Raw genomic sequence first — 18,197 nt, 5'->3', positions numbered from 1 at the left:
TCATCGTTCTTTTACTTTTCGCCAAGTAATAGGTTTAACAAATATGTTTATCCAAAAGCTTTTTTTAAAGCAAAATACTTTAATAATTAGAGGGAAGCTCATGATCTTAGTGGATCGTTTTGGAAGGCCAGTCACGAACCTTAGGATCTCTCTAACTCATGAGTGTAACTTGAACTGCTTCTACTGTCACAGAGAAGGCCAAACACTCAACTTTCAAGAGATGAGTCCAGAAGAGATAGAACGAATAGTCAGAATAGCCTCAAAGCTGGGGGTAAAAAAAGTAAAACTAACTGGAGGGGAACCAACAGTAAGAGAAGATATAGTTGAGATAGTAAGAAGGATAAGACCGTATGTCGTCGATCTGTCAATGACAACAAATGGAACAACGATGAACATCCTAGGGGAAGCCTTAAAAGATGCAGGACTTGATAGGGTAAATATAAGTCTAGACACATTAGATAGGAATAAATATAAGGAGATCACAGGTTTTGACGTACTCCCACAGGTTATCAAGGGGATAAAAAAGGCAGTTAGGCTTTTCTCTCCCGTTAAACTAAATATGGTTGTTATGAAAGGGCTTAATGACGATGAAATTTGGGATATGGTGGACTATGCTGCCCAAAATAACGCTGTTCTTCAGCTTATTGAAATCGAAGTTCCTAGAGAGATGGAAAACTCGTGGTTTTTTAAGAAATATTTTTATCCATTAAAGCCATTAGAGGAAGAATTCCAAAAGATTGCTATAGAAACGAAGGAAAGAAGAATGCACAGAAGGAAAAAATACTTCATACCAACAAAATATGGCACAGCTGAAGTTGAGATAGTTAGATCGATGCATAATACCGTTTTTTGTGCAAACTGTACAAGGATAAGGTTAACCTCAAGTGGTCATCTAAAAACATGTCTCCTTAGAAAAGATGACCTAGTAGATATCGTGACCCCAATAAGAAATGGAGCCAGTGATGAAGAGCTTATTGAAATCTTTAAGAAAGCTATTCTCATGAGAGAACCCTATTGGAAGTGAAATATTCTACACAAATTGTGAGTTACCTTTCCTCCTTTCTTTGAGGAGCCTGAAGAATGAGTGTGAAGATCTTTAGATAAGTGTGTTAGAGTGCGAAGAGGTTTGTACGTCTTCTTGTCCGCTGGAAGATGATTCTTTTGCGTCAAGTACATTAGTATCATTAATTACTATGCAACAGAGTAAAAAGTATTTAAACTTTTCGGGCTCTCATCCCCTCCCTTTCAAAAGGAGTCCCCACACCTAAAAAAGATAAAAAAGGTTTTAATATAAACTACATCCAACCTATAATTTGAGGGGGAGAAGGATGACCATTAATTTATACGGGCTAATAACAGGCCTCGTGATAATGCAAATAGGAATTTTTGGGGTTTTTAAGGCTTATAAATACTATCGCTCACTTAAAGAACCGAGAAAGATTTTGGCTAAAATACTTTTGATATCTTTTATACTCTTCACTTTGGGTTCAATTGGCGTTATTATCGACTCTATCAGCCAGAAACACTTGTGGGAAATAGGAGCAATTTCTTTTACTGCTTCCTATCTCTATCTTGCAACATCATTACTGCGATACTTATACATCACCATGGAGGAGAGAAAGGAAACAAAAAGGACAGTCGAAAAACGTAGTAAGTTACCTATATCTGGAGCTTATATAATAAGAAAACCTCTTTCTCCAGAAAGAATTGAGTTTTTCTTCAGATATTCAAGTGGATTGCTTGTAATAAGCAGGACTCAAAAGCCACTCTGGGTTAAAAAGTATGGGCTAGAGCCGGATAAATTTCTCTGGATAAGTAGGATGGAAGGAAAAGATAAAGCAGATCCACTAAAACTACATGTAATTCAAGATGAGATCCTTAAATTCATTAGACGGCGCAAAGGTGGATGCGTGATTTACTTTGAGGGGATTGAATATCTGATGTTGTACAATGAATTTACTTCTGTCGCGAAATTCTTCTTTTCACTAAAAGACTATGCAATTTCAGGGGACTCTTTGCTGATTCTATATCTACCTCCGAAGATATTAGAGACTTCTCAAGAGGCTACAATTCTTAAAGAATTCAAAGTAAGGGAAGAAAAAGAGTTAGTTAGAGAAATCTCACAAAAACTACTTGCAAACATGTTGGAGGGTGAAGATAAGAATGCCAGCAATAAAAGTAAAGAAAAGTGAGGCTGAAAGGGTCAAGAGACTTCTCAAAAAAATAGGGGTATATGATGGCAAGCGAAGACCAAAAAGATCTAACGAGCATATTTTCCTTCCAGTACTAAATCCACAAAAAGTGAGAGAACTAGGATTTGAAATAGTTGATATTGAGCTTCCAATGAGACCCCAAAGACAGATATACCAAAGTCTTGAAAGCGTTTTAAAGAACAAGTTTACAGAAGAAGAGCTAAAATTCGTACGGCGGTATGATGTAATTGGTGATATAGCAATCACCCAGATACCTCCAGAGATCGAGCATAAGCAAAAAGAGATTGTAGAGGGTCTCCTAACAGTCCACCCATTTCTTAAAGTTATAGCAAGAAAAGGTTTTCATACTGGAGCTTTTAGAATACGAGAGTACTCAATAATCTGGGGAGAAAATCGCTTAACAACAATCCACAAGGAAAACGGTGTGAAGATCAAGGTGGATTTAAGCAAAGTTTTCTTTAACCCAAGGATGAAAGGGGAAAGATATAGGCTGGCCCAACTTGCCAATGATGGTGAAAAAATTCTCTTGCTTTTTGCTGGAGTACTTCCCTATGCTCTTGTTCTCGCCAGATATAAGAATGTCAGCATTACAGCAGTAGAGCTCAATAAAGAGGCTGTAGCTTTAGGCATTGAAAACATTGAGTTAAATAAACACCGACTCAAAGGAAAGATAGAGATTATCCAAGGAGATGTCTTTGCCATTGTTCCAAAGCTGGGAAATTTCGATAGAGTTATAAGTCCAACCCCTAAGGGAGTAGATGCTCTAAACTTAGCTTTAAAAAAGGCTGAAAAGTGGGTTCATTACTACGAGTTTGTTCATGAAAATGAGCTTGAAGAATTTAAACAGCGGATTCTTAGAGAATGTAAAAAGCTTGGAAAGGAGTGTGAAGTTAAAATAAAGAAGGTATCTGATTTTAAACCCCATGTGTATAAGGTGTGTGCTGATATTAAGATTCTTAACTAAAACATTCCAAAAAGTAACCTACCGCTTCCTAAAGAGGGTTTTTCGAAAGAAAAAGAGAGGTTATTTTTTCAAAAACTCAAATAAAGTTGCTTGTTTATCCTTCTTTTTCTCTTTTGCTTCTTTTTCCTCCTTTGGCTTTATTTCTTCCTTTTTACCTTCTGCTTCTACGGCCTCCTCTTTTTCACTCTTTTTATCCATCCCTTCAGCTTTCTCTTCTTTTTCTTTCCCTATTACTTCTTCCACTCTTGCTTCCAACTCTGTCTTTACTTTTTTGAGCTTTCTGTGTATTGAAAGGGTCTTTCCTTTAATTTTCGCTGCTTTCTCTTTATCTTCAGTTAGAAACTCTAATTCTTTATCACCTAATTCCAAGAAAACAGCTATATGAGCAGCAACATCGAGATTATTGGCGAATATTGCTTTAAATATTTGCATTGTCTCAATGGCCTCAAGTTTGCTCATATGCATTCCTTTCATTATCTTCTTCACGATTGAATCTCTAATAGAACGTTCTTCTTTTGTATCACGAAGAATCCTCAGGGTTTTTGGAGGATAAAATCTCATGAATCCTTTTTTCTTTACCCCTGCAACTGCAACCCCTGCAGTCATCATATCCATAGCGTACTTCCACAACCCGTAACTTCCTGATCTCTTAGCTCGTCCTAGGTAAATGTCTGCCCTACTAAGGGCATCATAGGCTCTCGCTATATCTTCTGGCTTGTAATATACGTAAGGAATATTCTCGTCTAGCCAAAGAAGAACCTCATCTGGAGTGTTATCAAGATTCATTAGGGCCATTTTAGCCCTTTTAGCGTTGTCAGTTGCAAATATAGTCCCTAATGCCTCAAATATGGACTTTTCAACATCTCTGTATGCTAAAATTAGCTCAGCATCCTCCACTCCACCACTTACCACGGTCTGAAGGTCGTTTATAGCAGCTCTTAAATCCCCTCTAGCTCTCTTGGCAATCATCTGGAGAACTTCTTTAGGAACAAAGATCCCTTCTGCCTTAATTATCCTAAATAGCGCCTTTAATATATCTCTCTGGGTCAATCTCTTGTACTCAACGATTTCAGCTTTATTTCTTATTTCTATCGGAACCTCCCAGTATCTATTGGCAGACATTATTATTGGATTGCGAGCCTTGGTTATGAGTTTGGCTATTTCTCTAGCACCACTTGGCTCTATGTTATCCGCTTCATCTAAGAAGATAAGTTTCCTTCTCCTCCCAAAAACATCCATTGTATAAGCAGCGTTTAAATAACGCTCTATCTTCCCAAATGTTCTGTCATCGCTGGCATTAAGTTCAATAACCTCAAATTTGTATTCATTTGCCAAGGCATAGACTGTAGTAGTTTTTCCACTACCTGGAGGACCTGCCAAGATAAGAGCCTTCTTTTTAGGGGCTCCATGAACCCATTGCTCAATCCACGGCTTGACCTTTTCTAAGGCCTTATCTTGGTTTACAATATCCACAAGCCTCTTTGGTCTATATTTCTCAGTCCAAGGAAGCATTTGAACTCACCTAATCCTTGCCAAGCAATGTAAATTGAGCAAGCAACGCTTCAAGTTGGATCATTTCATTGGAACCTTCAACAAGTCTAAAGTTGTATTCACCAATTTTATCTGCGAGGGCCACTTTCTTTGGCTCACTTATTGGAAGGTTAAACACCTCTTTGTGCATCTGTATAAGAACATCCTCCCCGCTTAATCCTTGTTTAAGAAGAATCTCTCTTAGTTTGTCCCTAGCTTTAAGGAAATTTCCTTCCAAAGCGAAAAGCATCATTTCCCTAACATCCTCTGGACGAGCTCTACTTGCCACTAAGAAAACGTTTTCGTCAGTGATCTTTACGTCCAAAGCTGCAGCTGCTTGAAGTACGTTTATAGCCCTTCTCAGGTCTCCCTCAGCTACATAAAGTATAGCTTGAAGGCCTTCTTCAGTGAGCTCTAATTCTTCATTTTCTGCTATGTATTTGAGTCTCTTGGCTACATCTTCATCTCTAAGTGGTCTGAAGCGGAAAATAGCACATCTACTCTGAATGGGCTCAATGATCTTAGAGGAATAGTTGCAGCTCAAGATAAAGCGAACGTTGCTTGAGAACATCTCCATTGTTCTTCTCAAGGCTTGTTGAGCGTCTTGAGTTAAAGCATCGGCCTCATCGAGGAATATTATCTTGAAACTTACTCCTCCAATAGGCTTTGTTCTTGCAAACTCCTTTACTTTCTCCCTTATGACGTTTATCCCTCTTTCATCGCTCGCGTTGAGTTCTAAAAAGTTATGACGCCAGTTTTCGCCAAACAGCTCCCTCGCTAAACACAGTGAAGAAGTCGTTTTTCCTGTGCCTGGTGGTCCAGCTAGGAGAAGGTGGGGCATCGAACCAGTCTTAACATAATGCTTCAATCTCCTCACTATATGATCCTGACCAACAATGTCATCAAGTCTCTCAGGCCTGTACTTTTCAACCCAAGGTTTTTCAAGAATTTTGACTTCTTTAACCTCTTTTACCGCCTCAACCATAGCGATCACCTATTATCGTAACCTAACTTCTTTATACTCAAGCAGATATTTAAAAGCTTTGGACTTTTCATAGTTTTAGAGAGAGTTGATTTTTACTTAAACATTGTTATATAGAAACTTACATCCCAAAAATCTAGAACAGAAAAGCAAACTCTTCTTAAATTGGGAAAACTATTAATTTGTGCACCTTTCTGTTATTCTAACAAATTCCATTGTTGCTCCGGGCATGAAAAAAGTACTATTGTTCAATTTGTACTCTATTTTTGGTCTCAATAAGAGCATTTCAACTGTAGGATCAACTTCGATATACATGACAAGGTATCTTTTTTCTCTTGGAGGTATCTGACACCCTGTGGAAGAAAGAAGATTCTCTTTTGGAATTTTTGATCCATCTTCCACTTTTGGTAAGTCTAAAATGGATGTGGTGTTGTAACAAGCTATAGCGAGAGTTCTTAAGCTTTGAGAGTCTAGGGGATGAAAAATGTTCATAATGTAGATGCTCTCATTTGTTGGGTTAAACAACCCTATCTCATATTTTACCAGTTTAGAATCGTTTACAAATGTAGTAGCATATCGGCTGTTTTCGGTAATAATTAATTTTGGGGCAATTTCTTTGCCAGTTTCAATGATCCAATTTCCTAAGGAGATGGTAAACTTCTCTGTTCTAGTTGGAGTGGTAACATAAATGTAGGAGTTTACATTCTCCAACTCGTAGCTCCCAGACTCAAAGCCCAAAAGCTGCATTGGTATAATCATTCTAAAGTATCCTCTGAATGACCTTTGCAGATCTTCTCCTTTGTATTGAACCAGTGAACCTAAGGGCGTGGAAATAGTTACACTAATATTATCTTTCAGCTTATCTTTCTCTAATTTCATAGAGGAAGGACACCAGAAAATAGTTGCCTCTATACTCTCATTTGGAACTACATAAACGTAGGCTAATCTTTCACCAATGAATCTATCCCAGAACTCATTCTTAGTCATCTTGTCCTTGTAGATTCCAAGCGAAACAGAAAAGATAAGGATAAAAGCCACAGATAAAACAAGAACTAAATAAAAGTCCCATTTTAATTTTCTTATCACTAGGAATTCACCCCTTGTGTTTCTACATCTTATATAATCATCTACAACCTCCTATTTAGCACAATCATATCCCTAATCCTGAAATTTAATTATAATTAAAAACCAAGCAGGCCAACATTCTAACTTTGCGGCTTTGCTCTGTCCTCCCTACGAAGACCCACAAAAATTAAGCACTTGAAATATATAAAATTTACGGCCGATAATCGTAAATTTCTAGGATCTAATCTAAAGCAATACATACAAAAAAGCCATTATATTGTCTCCAGGGGTAACCGTAGACATATCATTGAGATACATGAAAAACTTTTATAGGTGTAAAAAGTAGATATTCTACTCGGTGGTGCATATGGCGAAGCTTGATTGGATTACTGAGGAGCTTAATGAACTTAAAGAGAAAGGCCTCTATGTTAAGATTAGAGTCCTTCAAAGTTCTCAAGGCCCCTGGGTTGTTGTGGATGGGAAGAAGGTTCTTAACATGTGTTCCAACAACTACCTTGGCCTTGCCGCACATCCAAAAATCAAAGAAGCCGCAATAAGAGCAATTCTCGACTATGGTATAGGTGCGGGAGCTGTTAGAACTATAGCTGGTACAATGGAACTCCACGTAGAGCTCGAGGAGAAACTGGCAAAATTCAAAAAGAGAGAGGCTGCGATTCTCTTCCAGAGTGGTTATAATGCAAACCTTGGAGCCATTAGTGCCCTCATAAAGAAAGGCGAAGATGGAGTTTTTGTAAGCGAAGAACTCAACCACGCGAGCATCATAGACGGTATGAGATTAAGCGGTGCTCCCAAAGTTATCTACAAGCACCTTGATATGGAAGACCTCAAAAAGAAGCTTGAAGAGGTTAAAAGCAAGAAGAAAAAACTCATAGTCACGGATGGAGTTTTCTCAATGGATGGTGACTTAGCTCCGCTACCAGAAATAGTAGAGTTAGCAGAGCAATATGATGCCATGGTTTATGTGGATGATGCCCATGGTGAGGGTGTTTTAGGAGAACACGGAAGAGGTATAGTGGATCACTTCAATCTCCATGATAGAGTCGACTTCGAGATGGGGACTCTAAGCAAAGCTTTTGGTGTCATCGGGGGTTACGTTGCCGGCCCAGAGGAAGCAATAGATTACCTAAGACAAAGAGGAAGACCCTTCCTATTCTCCAGTGCAGTAAATCCACCAGATGTCGCTGCAGCTATTGCTGCTGTTGAGATTCTTCAACACAGTGATGAGCTCGTCAAAAAGCTTTGGGACAACACATACTTCCTTCAAAAGGGTCTCCGTGATATTGGGTACAATCTTGGAAATACCAAACACCCAATTACCCCAGTGATGCTTTATGATGAAAAACTTGCTCAAGAATTCAGTAGAAGATTATACGAGGAATACAATATTTTTGCACAGGCTATCGTATATCCAACTGTTCCATTAGGAACCGCGAGAATAAGACTTGAACCCTCAGCAGCCCACAGCAAAGAAGACCTACAATATGTAATTGATGCATTTGAGGATCTTGGAAAGAAAACTGAGTTCCTCAAGTGATTTCCACTTTTCTTATTTTCAAAACTTTACTCTTTCAACTTGATAATAAACAACATCATTATCCTCATCAACAACTGCAAGAACCATCTTTTTCCTCACTCCATGGGCCACCCTAACCCTTGCAATCAAGTCATTTGGATGCATTTTTTGACTCTCACTTACAACCCAGATAAGCCAGTCGGCATGCTCTTCCATACCCTTCCTATATACTCTAAAATGAGAGCCATATTTAAGAGCAGTCTTGACAGTGTATCCCCTGTCTCTAAGATCCTTGTATACCAAGAATTTTAAGTCAAACTGTTCATCTTTCTTTCTACCTTTTTCAAAAAGTTCTTCAAGACCTAGTTCCTTTTCACCCTCAAAAACCCTAATCCACTCTTTTTCAAGGAGATAGGCAGCTTCAATAAATGAGAGAAATAACTTTCCACTGATAACCTCTCCGTAATGTCTCTTGTTATAAAGTTTATTTATCGCACTTTCCATGGTACTGAAAACCCTCTCTCCACTGATATAAAATTTGAACTCGCTCAACTCTTGCCCCCCCAACTCTCTGGAGTTAACATCATATAGTAGGCATCTTCTCCATCAGAGTAATACCTCCGGATAATTTTCATCTTCTTAAACCCTAGTCGTTCATAGAGTTTTATCGCTCCCTGATTGCTAACCCTAACTTCCAACCCTATATACCGAGCACCCCGCTTTATTAACCTATCTATAACCGCTTCCATTAATGCTCTGCCTATCCCATTCCCCCTGTAAAGGGGATCAACTGCGATGCTCATTATATGTCCTTCCATATCCGGCTTCAAATAACCCATGACATAACCAATGACTTGACCATTATACTCAGCAACTAGGAAAGTTTCTCGATTTGCTTCAAGGAACATTAGAAATAATCCTCTAGGGTATTGTTCTCTAAACGATTGTCTTTCAATACGCATGATCTCGTTTAAGTCAAAAAGGGTGGCCGGTCGAATTGTAATGAGACTTAGAGGTATCCTTCGGGGAAGGAAATCTCGGGAAGAGACACTCATGTTTTAATATTTGCTTTGTAAGTTTTTAATCTTATTGATTGAGAGCTTTAGAATTTGTTATTTAAAGATAGGAAGGACATATTAGCAGAAATAAGCAAGTTCTTAATTAAAAAAATGAGTTAGATTGAGAATCATTCCAATGGCTCTCTACCATATCTCAAAAATGCTAGATATCTTCGATCTTCTCCTATTAAAGCATTAAGTATGGCATCTACATAAGTATCAAACTCTTGCTTCTTTATAACAACAGTGTGATGAGCATACTCTAGAGGTATAATGTACTCATCTTCAGAAACAGAGAGTATTGCAGATAATAGCTCATCATCAAGCTCAATTGCTTCTAGGAGATATATGACACCATTCTCAATAAACCTCACATAAGCCGGTTGAATACTCTGAACTGGGTTTCCCTCCTCGGGGAACAAGAGCATGACCCTTTGAAGATACTTATCTCCTGCAGCTTTTTTGATAACCTCTGGAAGAGACCATTTTCTAGTTTCCCTATATCTAAACCGCATATAACCTCTCTTTTTCGAGATTGAGTCTATTATTGGAACATCAGGCATCAAGGCATGCTTGCTCTCCTTCTTACCTTCTGTAACTTGTTTTATTATGTCATCAGTGTAGAAAGTTTTTGCCACAAATGCCACTTTACCCTGGAGGAGCTTATCTATTGAGTGAAGGTACTCCAAGTATTCAAGAAATATTATGAAGTCCTCCCTGTAATTTGGATCACTTTCTATTTTTTCAACAAGTTCTTCCTCAACAACATACGGCTTTAACAATTCAAAAACTTCTTCTCTTCTGGCCATCACTGTAGAGTAGTTAATAACACCTTCCTTGTCAAGAGCCCTCTTCCATTTATCCCACTCCGAGTCAAGAAGTTCTAAAAAACCTTTAACCAGATTTATAGTACCAATTTTATCTTCCTCATAGAAATGCCTTGTGGCACTTTCTAAATAAGCAGGGGGACGTGCTATAGAACCACTTAGCGTACCATCCATTAAAATAAGATCTGCATTTTTCAACTCAAATGTTAAAGCGCCCATCCTGTTCTCAAGCATTTCCATATGGAGCCTTATTCTTTCATCAACGTGTTTATATGGAGATACCAAACCGATTTCATGCCATTGAAGAATGTCCTCTCCCACAGCAACAGATGAAACTGCATAGATTATAGCCCCGCTCAATCTCTTCACCATTCTGCTCCCATCAATGGCAAAAACGTTTGCTTTTCTCTCAGGAGGAAAATCTTCCCACTTATATCCTGCTTCTACAACCAACCTCTTTAATCCCTCAATCCTCTCCAGCTGAGAGTCTAAATATCTCTTCACATCATTAAGATGACTTTGACTAATACGCGCCAAGACTTTCCACCTCTACATTACTCCTTCCACCAACAAGAGTAACTCTGATAACATAATCCGCTGCGTCCTTTAATTCTTCATCATGTGAAACTATTATCACTTGTGGGATCTTTCTTAGATGCTGAGTTATTATCTCTACCAGCTTTTTCCTTCTTTCTTCATCCAAAAATGGAGTAGGTTCATCTAAAATTAAGAGCTCCATGTTTTTCACTTTGTAAAGCGATAATGCCAGCCTAAAGGATAATCCAAGAGCTATTTTTTCGCCTCCACTTAAAAAGTCAATTTCTTTCTCTTGTCCTTGATAAAGGACAACTATCCTAATTCTCTCTTTACCAAACTTTTTCTCCCTGATTATTTTTATTCCCTGATACTTTCTTTCCGTCATTTCAGAGAAAAGTTCACTTGCAACTCTTTCCACTTCACTTAAACCTTTCCTTTCTGCTTCTGCTTTTAGTTTAAGCAACTTTTCTCTCAAGGTTTTCATGTCTGCTATCATCCTACCAACAAGCTCAAGTTCTTTCTCGGCCTTTTTAACCTCCTCAAGTCTTATTTTGAGCTCTTCTAGATTTTTGAGGACCTCTTCTTTAAGAACCTCACTACCCTCAATCTCTTTGAGCAAAGCAGCATGAGTATTCGATAGATTTAAATGCTCTTTACGGATAGCCTCAAATTCTTCCTCGCTGAATTGTCTATTTAGCTCCTCTAACTCCCTATAAATAACTTTAAGATTCTCTTTAAGGATATTAAATTCTCGTTCTTTCTTCTCTAATGCGTTTTTTAAGAGATTTTGCTTCTTTTTCCGAGTTTCAATCTCCTTTGGAACTGCCCTAAGCTCTATGTACTCCTTGTATATGGGATCCAATTTTCTTATCCTCTTTTCCACTTCTTCAAAAGAAGTAAATCCTCTCTCTCTTATTTCTTGAAGAATCGCTCTTTTTCTTCCTTTAAGATTCTCTAAATCTTTTGATATAGTCTCCAGTTCCTTTTTTACTTTAACAAGCCTCTCTGTCTCCCTCTTCAATCGGATAATTTCTTTTTTTATCTCAATAGCCTTCTCCCTCACTTTCTCGAATTCTTCAGAACTTGTTTTCAATCTTTCAATATCATACCTTTTGAGCTTCTTTTCAACAGTTTCTAGGAACTCCAATGTCTTATAGAGCTTGATTAAAGTCTTTTCTCTATTTTTAATCCTTTCAAGTTTCTCTTTTTCTTCTTTGAGTTCTTTAAGCTGTTTACTAATTTCTTTCTTCTTTTCTTCTATCTTGGCGAATTCCAGCTTATATTCTCTCTCGATTTCCCCTTTATCATGCTCTTGTATAGGCCTCTTACAAAGAGGACATTCCTTTGCACCCTCTAGTTTCGATAAGTTATCCCTTAGTTTCCACTCAATTCTGTTCAATCCGTTAAGCTCACCTTTTAGGCTCACGAGCCTATCTTCAAGTTCCTTTAACTTCTCTTTTGCCTTTTCAACTTCTTCTAGCTCCTTAGTAAGCTTTTCTTTGGTATAACCTGCTTTTTCAAGCTCCTTCAAATATTTCTCCCTTTCAGCAAGTAACTGTCTAACTTTCTCATACTCTTCCGCAAATCCTTTCAATGTTCTATATCTCTCTAAAACTTCCTTTTCGAGTTTTTTAGCTTCCTGAAATTCCTTTTCTTTTGAGCTAAGCTCACTTATCTCTCTTTGTATTCCCCTAATTCGTTCTTCTAACCGACTTTCTTCAATTTCAATTTTTTGGATCTCAGCTCTCTTTGAGAGAATAGCATTAAGCATTCTATATTCTTCTTCCACCCATTGAATCTCTATTAGACGTTTTTCCTTATCTCCCAGTTCATTAAGTTCTTTCTCTAACTCCGAAATTCTCTCTTTAATATTCTTTATCTCCGTTTCAAGTTGTTTCAATGAGCCTTCGGTTGATAGTTTTTCCTTTTCTTTTTGACCCAATAATTCACTGAGTTTTTTGAGATACTCATATCTCCTTGAAACTCCAGACAACTTTTCTGAAATTTCAATCTCCTGCTTTCTAAGCTCATTTATTCTAACAAGTATCTCCTTAAGCTTTTTCTCTTGCTCTTCTATTCTTCCTTGAAGATCTCCAGAAGTTTGAATTAACTTTTCTAGATAGTCTTTTTTCCTTCTCAGCTCCCTAACAACCTCTTGGGCATTGTTAGCACTATTTTCAAAATCTTCAATCCCCAAGACTTTTCTAAGAACCTTTTCCCTGACATTCTCATCAATTAGAATGTTCTCTATCTCACCCTGCTTTATATAAAGAGCATTTCTAAAAACGTGGAGAGGATAGAGATGCTTCTCAGACCATTTAGCAATGTCACTATCCCTGTCATACAGGATTGCTCCATGTTCTTTAAGATAGCTTTCAGCATTAGACTTTCTTACAATTTCATACCGTTTATCGTTATGTTCAAACTTTAGAACTAGTTCAAACCCGGATTTTCCTATTCTCGTATTTACCCTTTTATATCCTCTAGGAAAACTCCCATGGCCAAGATAAAGGGCAGCGAAGATTGCTTCAAGAATTGAGCTCTTACCAGAACCGTTCTGACCAATTATTAAGTTAATCCCATCATTAAATTCAATGTAAGAACTCTCATGAGCTCTAAAATTCTTTATTTTAAGGGATCTTATCCTCATTTCTCTCACCTCATACCAAGCCAAGCATCAATAGTCTTAGCTTTGGGACCCTTTACCTTGGGTTTATCTTCCTTTTGTCTCTCTTTATTTTCCTCCTCAATAATTCGCGCCTCCCTTGAGGACTTAGGATGTTTATATACCCCCATCAACCAATCAATAAAGTTATCAAGTTCTTCTGAGAACTTTCTTGGATCATTCGCAAGTTGTAAGAATAAATCTCTTTCAAAATCAGACAATATCTCATTTAAAAGCTCGTCTACAGTTTTCGTTGGATCTATCCCCACTACCTCTGAAGACACTCTATTATTAAAATTGTAATATGAGAGATCCCAATCTTTTAACAGATCATAGAACTCGCTTACATGCACTCCTCCTTTAACAACCCCTTCAAGAGTTATGAGTACTATACTATCTTTTTCTACATGTTCCCTAATATCAGAAATCTTATTTCTGAGTTCTATTTTTGAATTTCCTTTTATTAGGACATTATAAAATGGTCGAGTTTCTATTTCTACGAAACGTGGCTCAAAGTCCTCAACAACATAGAAGCCCTTAATGTTCTCCTCAAGTTTTTTAACACTTATTCTCCTATCGTAAGTTATCTTGTGACTCGCTTCTCTAATTTCAGTTCGTTCTAATGATCCCGGATATATAATATCCCCCGAAAGACCACTTTCTTCTTTTCTAAGTTCCTTTTTCATGTGGATATGTCCCAATGCATAGTACCTAAATCCTTCTGGAATCTCACTGAGTTTCAAGTCAAAGGCATCTTTGTAGGGTGTGCCCTCAGCAAGATAATCAATTGCTTGGTGAAGCATTAGAACTGAATTAGAACCTCCTCTAAAAATACTCTTTAGGATACTTCGTCCATTCTTAATAAGTTGCCATCTGTTGTTATGTCTTAGACCATAAATTTCAATATCCCCAAAAACCCCATAGACAAGATAGAGATTTCCCTTCTTGACACTTTTCTGAAACTCGCTCTCTCTTGGAGTTTTCTTTATTCCAACAGTGTATATTAATCCCAAATGCTCAAGCAGATCGTATATTGAAGTTTCTCTTATTGTTTTATCGTGGTTTCCCTCTATTGCAAAAACGGGTATATTCTTTTTCTTCACTAAGCTCAAAATTTCTACTGCGTCTCTAATAGCTTTTGGAGATGGCTTGCTTACGTGAAAAAGATCACCTGCAAGTAGTATAAAGTCTACTCTCTCATCTATTGACTTTTCTATAGCCTGTCTAAAAGCGTTTAGATAATCTCTGTACCTAAAAGGTTGTTGGAACTGCTCCCTTCCCAGATGAGCATCTGCTATGTGAGCAAATTTCATTTCATTCACCTGCAAGATCTTCCAGTGTTATCTCACTCTCCTCCTCAATCTCACTCCATTCTTTTACGATATCAATATCCCCTCCACCGTAATATCCATTAAACTCTTCTTTAAAGTTGTATATTTTTACCATAGCAGGTAACGGTATCGCAAAGCCTACTACTACAGCTTCACCAATTCCAAGAGCGGCTATGTCTATAAGCAAATCCTCGCTTATTTGTTCGCTTGCCTGTTGTACGTATCTTTGGTCATGAGGCTCGACTAACCGAAGGATTATTTTCGTGTTTGTTTGACTCAGTATATCATCATCAAGTTTCTTAGGCCTTTGAGATACTATACCAAGCCCTATACCAAATTTTCTTCCTTCCCTAGCGATCTTACCCAGCCAGTAAGCGGCTTGAGTTTTGTGTTCCCGAGGAGCAAATATATGGGCTTCCTCAACTATCACGAGAATGGGCTTTGTTAATGCCGGGAACTTTTCTCTGGTTTCTCTTATTTTTGAAGAATCATTCATTCTAACTGCCTTCATGTACTGAACCCTGTGTTTTAATATTCCTCTTAAAAGATAAGATGCAAGGGCAATCATTTGATCCTCTTCCATACCACTTAAATCTATAACATTAACCATTCCAGGGACTATTTCCGATAATATGTTTCCTAGCTTTATGAACTCGCCAAAATTGGTTTTAAGTTCTTGAAGATAGTCCTTTAATCTTATTAGTGAGTCTAGATCTCGCGACTGTATTTTCCTTTCTAGTTGCTTTCCTTGAGAATCGTAATATTTAATAATAACATCTTCACCTTTCTCTTTACTTTCATACGCTCGAATCCATTCTTCAACTTTATTTTCTAGGGCATTTACAAAGGCCATGCCCCCCAAAATCTTTGAGTTCTTCTTTGCTTCCCATTCCACAGTATAATAGGCCAGACTCAAGAATCTCCTTTGAAGTGCTGCATTTTCTGCGACTCCTAAGAGTGTCGCAAGCTCACTTACTTTTATTTTCGCTGGATCAATAGTAGCCTTTATTGGATTTACCTTTGAACTTCTCCACGAAAGGGTTGAATATTCGCCATGAGGATCGAGAATAACTATGGTTCCATTTGTCTTATCAATAATTTCTTTTGAGAGAACTGCTATAGTATTAGATTTCCCTGCTCCCGTAACAGCTAAAACTGCAAAATGCCTTGAAACAAGCTTATTTACATCCAATCCAACTTCAACATTTTCTCTCGCCAAAAGACGGCCAATTTTTATGTGGCCATTAGAAAAAATCTTCTTCAGGTCTTCATCGTTTGCTAGCTTAACCACTTCCCCTGGTTTAATAGGCACTCTATTTGGTATTTGTCTGAATTCAAAATTTCCCCTTTCTATGTCCTCTTTAGTCTTAAGAACACCTAGAACCTTAGCACTAGCTATTATCGACTCACTTTTATCGATGACACCTTTAGAAAAAACATTGACTGTTTTTTCAATATAGTCATAACTTCCTTTCCCAGCTCCCATGAGCCAGTTTATATTTCTCACGCCTTTAACAACTGCAAGAACCTCATCTCCGTTTCTATTCTTAACTACCACAAATTCACCAAAATTGGGCATGTTTCTTGGATCAACAATAAAAGTAAAGTAATCAGTGCTTGATTCCCCATAAACAATACCGACTTTACTCATATCTTCACCTCTTCTTAATTACCTGCAGCAAAAATAAAAAGATTGCGTTGCTGGAGCAAAACGAAAAATTCACCGTTCAATTCCTCTCCTTACCTTTACAGCCAATCCCTGCTGGAAAATCTTTAGTTCTCTACCATTCAATAAGCTTTGCCCAGTTGCCAAAAGTTCATCATTCTTATTCACTACAAGCACTTCATCATAAGGCCTTATACTCTCATCGGCATCAATTACAAACTTTGCAAAGACATTTTTTCCTCTTTTTGCAAAAGGTTCTGCATCCTCATTGACAACAACCCTCATCCTCGGATACGGAAGAAATGAGTGAAGTCTCTTAGCTCCTTCAATTCCAAGAGTTAAAAGGCCATCCTCAGCCCTAAAAGTTGCTATATGCTTGCCTTTAACTTTTATTTGTCTTGGCATTCCTGTTTTCCTAGATAATTCGACAAAAACATCCTTAAACGCTTCACTTGCCCCTTCTCCGAACTGGTATTCAGCGACTGCTTGGACGTAAAACTTAACTTCATCTTTACTGGGCTTTTCTATAACAAAGTCCTCTTCACCTTCACTTTGAGCAAAAGGAAAACTCAAGCCAAGATATTTTGGGATCTCTCCAAAAATTGGATGTCTCATTGTTTTCGAGAATTTCTCTTTAACCTTCTTAGCCCTTGTTTTAGCCCTTAAAACTACTGGTGTTTTCATCATTTCTTCACTCACTTTGAAAAAGGCTGAAGCCTTTGTTATTGGTTCATTTTCCTCTAGATACTTTTTATACTCAAGGAGTCTTTTATAAGCGGCAAACATCTTGGGATGAGACCTCGAGCGTTCATCCACCAATTCCCAGAGAGTACCTTCTTTTATTGCTTGTTTTACTCTGTTAAGTTCCTCCCTAATGACCCAGAGGTTGTGAAGGGCCAATAATCTTGTTCTCTCCTCTTTCGGCATTTCTCTTAACTCTTGGGGAGTGTAACGAGAGCAGACTGGACAGGAACACGGGAAATATTCAAGCTCTTCGAGCCGTTTGGTTCCTTCAGGAGTCATATAACGATCATCCTTCGCATAAAGGGCGTAAGATGCAGAGTCAAAGAGATCAATCCCCATGGCCACGGCAAGAGCGAATATCATTGGGTGTCCAGCCCCAAATAAATGAACTGGTCTATCTGGCCTCAAACCGACCTTTGAAGCTATAACAATGTCAACTAAGTCCTTATATCGATAACTTTCCATAAGAGGAACAACTGCCCCTATAGGATGAATCTCAAAGTTCATTTCACTAAGTCTTTTGGCCGCATAAGTTCTCAAATCAAGATGTGTTGAGCCTTGAACTGTCGCATTCATTGCTATGTTTTTAAGTTCTTCAGCTTCTCTAGCCCTCTCAAGAGTTATTTTCAGGTCATCTTCAGCTTTTTCTTTGGGGGCATCGGGTATTGTGGGAATGTCAAGAAAAGTTCCTATGTCTACCCCGATTTTATGTTGAAACTCAACTATCTCCCTATTACTTATGTCAACTCCTCCATATCGCATAAGCTGAAAACTGCCAGAATCCACTTCTATTATTCCGTCATAATCCAGGAGATCATGGATACCCTTTTCAAGAGCCTCTTCTTTAAGCTTTTCGTCTTTGTAAATGATATAAGAGTTTGTGATAATGATGCCAAATCCTATCTTTTTCAGTTCTTTTGGAGTCACTATAAGCTGCTTTGGATTTACAACCGGCATTATTGCCGGAGTCTCCAGTTTCTTTCCATTGACTTCAATTCGCCCTATTCTACCCGCTGCGTCTCTCGCCTTTATCTCAAATCTGAACTCACTCATTTTCTCTCACCACAACAGTTTCAAAATT

General features: G+C 38.0%; 14 protein-coding genes. 4 read left to right on the top strand and 10 right to left on the bottom strand.

From position 1 onward, the window contains the following. Window positions 1-103: 103 nt before the first annotated feature. The 3 genes from moaA to taw22 all read left to right on the top strand — a co-directional run bounded on the left by moaA (window position 104) and on the right by taw22 (window position 3,177). Window positions 104-1,024 (top strand): GTP 3',8-cyclase MoaA, encoded by a 921-nt coding sequence (moaA, locus tag K1720_RS03620; RefSeq protein ID WP_251950485.1) that lies wholly within the window; start codon window positions 104-106, stop codon window positions 1,022-1,024. Between the two features lie 304 nt (window positions 1,025-1,328). Next, entirely contained in the window at window positions 1,329-2,192 is an 864-nt protein-coding gene (locus tag K1720_RS03615; RefSeq protein WP_251950002.1) for a DUF835 domain-containing protein, read from the top strand. Then, window positions 2,164-3,177 (top strand): tRNA (guanine(37)-N1)/4-demethylwyosine(37)-methyltransferase Taw22, encoded by a 1,014-nt coding sequence (gene taw22 / locus K1720_RS03610; protein WP_251950001.1) that lies wholly within the window; start codon window positions 2,164-2,166, stop codon window positions 3,175-3,177. Before K1720_RS03615 ends, taw22 begins: the two co-directional genes overlap by 29 nt. 60 nt (window positions 3,178-3,237) lie before the next feature. On the opposite strand, the gene K1720_RS03605 is transcribed toward taw22, so the two are convergent. The 3 genes from K1720_RS03605 to K1720_RS03595 all read right to left on the bottom strand — a co-directional run bounded on the left by K1720_RS03605 (window position 3,238) and on the right by K1720_RS03595 (window position 6,775). Then, the gene (locus K1720_RS03605) at window positions 3,238-4,689 is read right to left on the bottom strand and encodes a replication factor C large subunit (RefSeq protein ID WP_251949999.1); all 1,452 of its coding nucleotides are present in this window, start codon (window positions 4,687-4,689) and stop codon (window positions 3,238-3,240) included. 10 nt (window positions 4,690-4,699) lie between these two features. Continuing rightward, window positions 4,700-5,692: a replication factor C small subunit gene (locus K1720_RS03600; RefSeq protein WP_251949997.1), complete on the bottom strand. Its 993-nt coding sequence runs from the start codon at window positions 5,690-5,692 to the stop codon at window positions 4,700-4,702. 174 nt (window positions 5,693-5,866) lie between these two features. Further along, on the bottom strand, window positions 5,867-6,775 hold the full coding sequence (locus K1720_RS03595) for a hypothetical protein (RefSeq protein WP_251949995.1): 909 nt from the start codon (window positions 6,773-6,775) through the stop codon (window positions 5,867-5,869). 346 nt (window positions 6,776-7,121) lie between these two features. Here K1720_RS03595 and K1720_RS03590 point away from each other — a divergent pair, with 346 nt between their 5' ends. Next, a complete protein-coding gene (locus tag K1720_RS03590; RefSeq protein ID WP_251949993.1) occupies window positions 7,122-8,309 on the top strand; it encodes a glycine C-acetyltransferase in 1,188 nt (395 codons plus the stop codon). A gap of 18 nt (window positions 8,310-8,327) precedes the next feature. On the opposite strand, the gene endA is transcribed toward K1720_RS03590, so the two are convergent. From endA to tgtA, 7 genes are all read right to left on the bottom strand, one after another. Continuing rightward, on the bottom strand, window positions 8,328-8,840 hold the full coding sequence (gene endA / locus K1720_RS03585; RefSeq protein ID WP_256468526.1) for a tRNA-intron lyase: 513 nt from the start codon (window positions 8,838-8,840) through the stop codon (window positions 8,328-8,330). Beyond that, complete coding sequence (gene rimI / locus K1720_RS03580) at window positions 8,837-9,343, bottom strand: ribosomal protein S18-alanine N-acetyltransferase (protein ID WP_055280851.1); 507 nt, start codon at window positions 9,341-9,343, stop codon at window positions 8,837-8,839. Before rimI ends, endA begins: the two co-directional genes overlap by 4 nt. Window positions 9,344-9,474: 131 nt before the next feature. After that, a complete protein-coding gene (locus tag K1720_RS03575; RefSeq protein ID WP_251949992.1) occupies window positions 9,475-10,710 on the bottom strand; it encodes a DNA double-strand break repair nuclease NurA in 1,236 nt (411 codons plus the stop codon). Continuing rightward, window positions 10,697-13,360: a DNA double-strand break repair ATPase Rad50 gene (gene rad50, locus K1720_RS03570; RefSeq protein WP_251949990.1), complete on the bottom strand. Its 2,664-nt coding sequence runs from the start codon at window positions 13,358-13,360 to the stop codon at window positions 10,697-10,699. Before rad50 ends, K1720_RS03575 begins: the two co-directional genes overlap by 14 nt. A gap of 5 nt (window positions 13,361-13,365) precedes the next feature. Next, window positions 13,366-14,688 (bottom strand): metallophosphoesterase family protein, encoded by a 1,323-nt coding sequence (locus tag K1720_RS03565; RefSeq protein ID WP_251949988.1) that lies wholly within the window; start codon window positions 14,686-14,688, stop codon window positions 13,366-13,368. Window position 14,689: 1 nt separating this feature from the next. Continuing rightward, on the bottom strand, window positions 14,690-16,357 hold the full coding sequence (locus K1720_RS03560; RefSeq protein WP_251949986.1) for an ATP-binding protein: 1,668 nt from the start codon (window positions 16,355-16,357) through the stop codon (window positions 14,690-14,692). Window positions 16,358-16,426: 69 nt separating this feature from the next. Further along, window positions 16,427-18,169 carry a tRNA guanosine(15) transglycosylase TgtA gene (gene tgtA, locus K1720_RS03555; RefSeq protein ID WP_251949984.1) on the bottom strand — a complete coding sequence of 581 codons (1,743 nt, stop codon included), beginning with the start codon at window positions 18,167-18,169 and terminating at the stop codon, window positions 16,427-16,429. Window positions 18,170-18,197: the final 28 nt, after the last annotated feature.

Origin of the sequence: Thermococcus argininiproducens (assembly GCF_023746595.1) — an archaeon.
GTDB classification, from domain to species: Archaea; Methanobacteriota_B; Thermococci; order Thermococcales; family Thermococcaceae; genus Thermococcus_A; species Thermococcus_A argininiproducens.
This window is presented reverse-complemented; position numbering and strand designations above follow the sequence as displayed.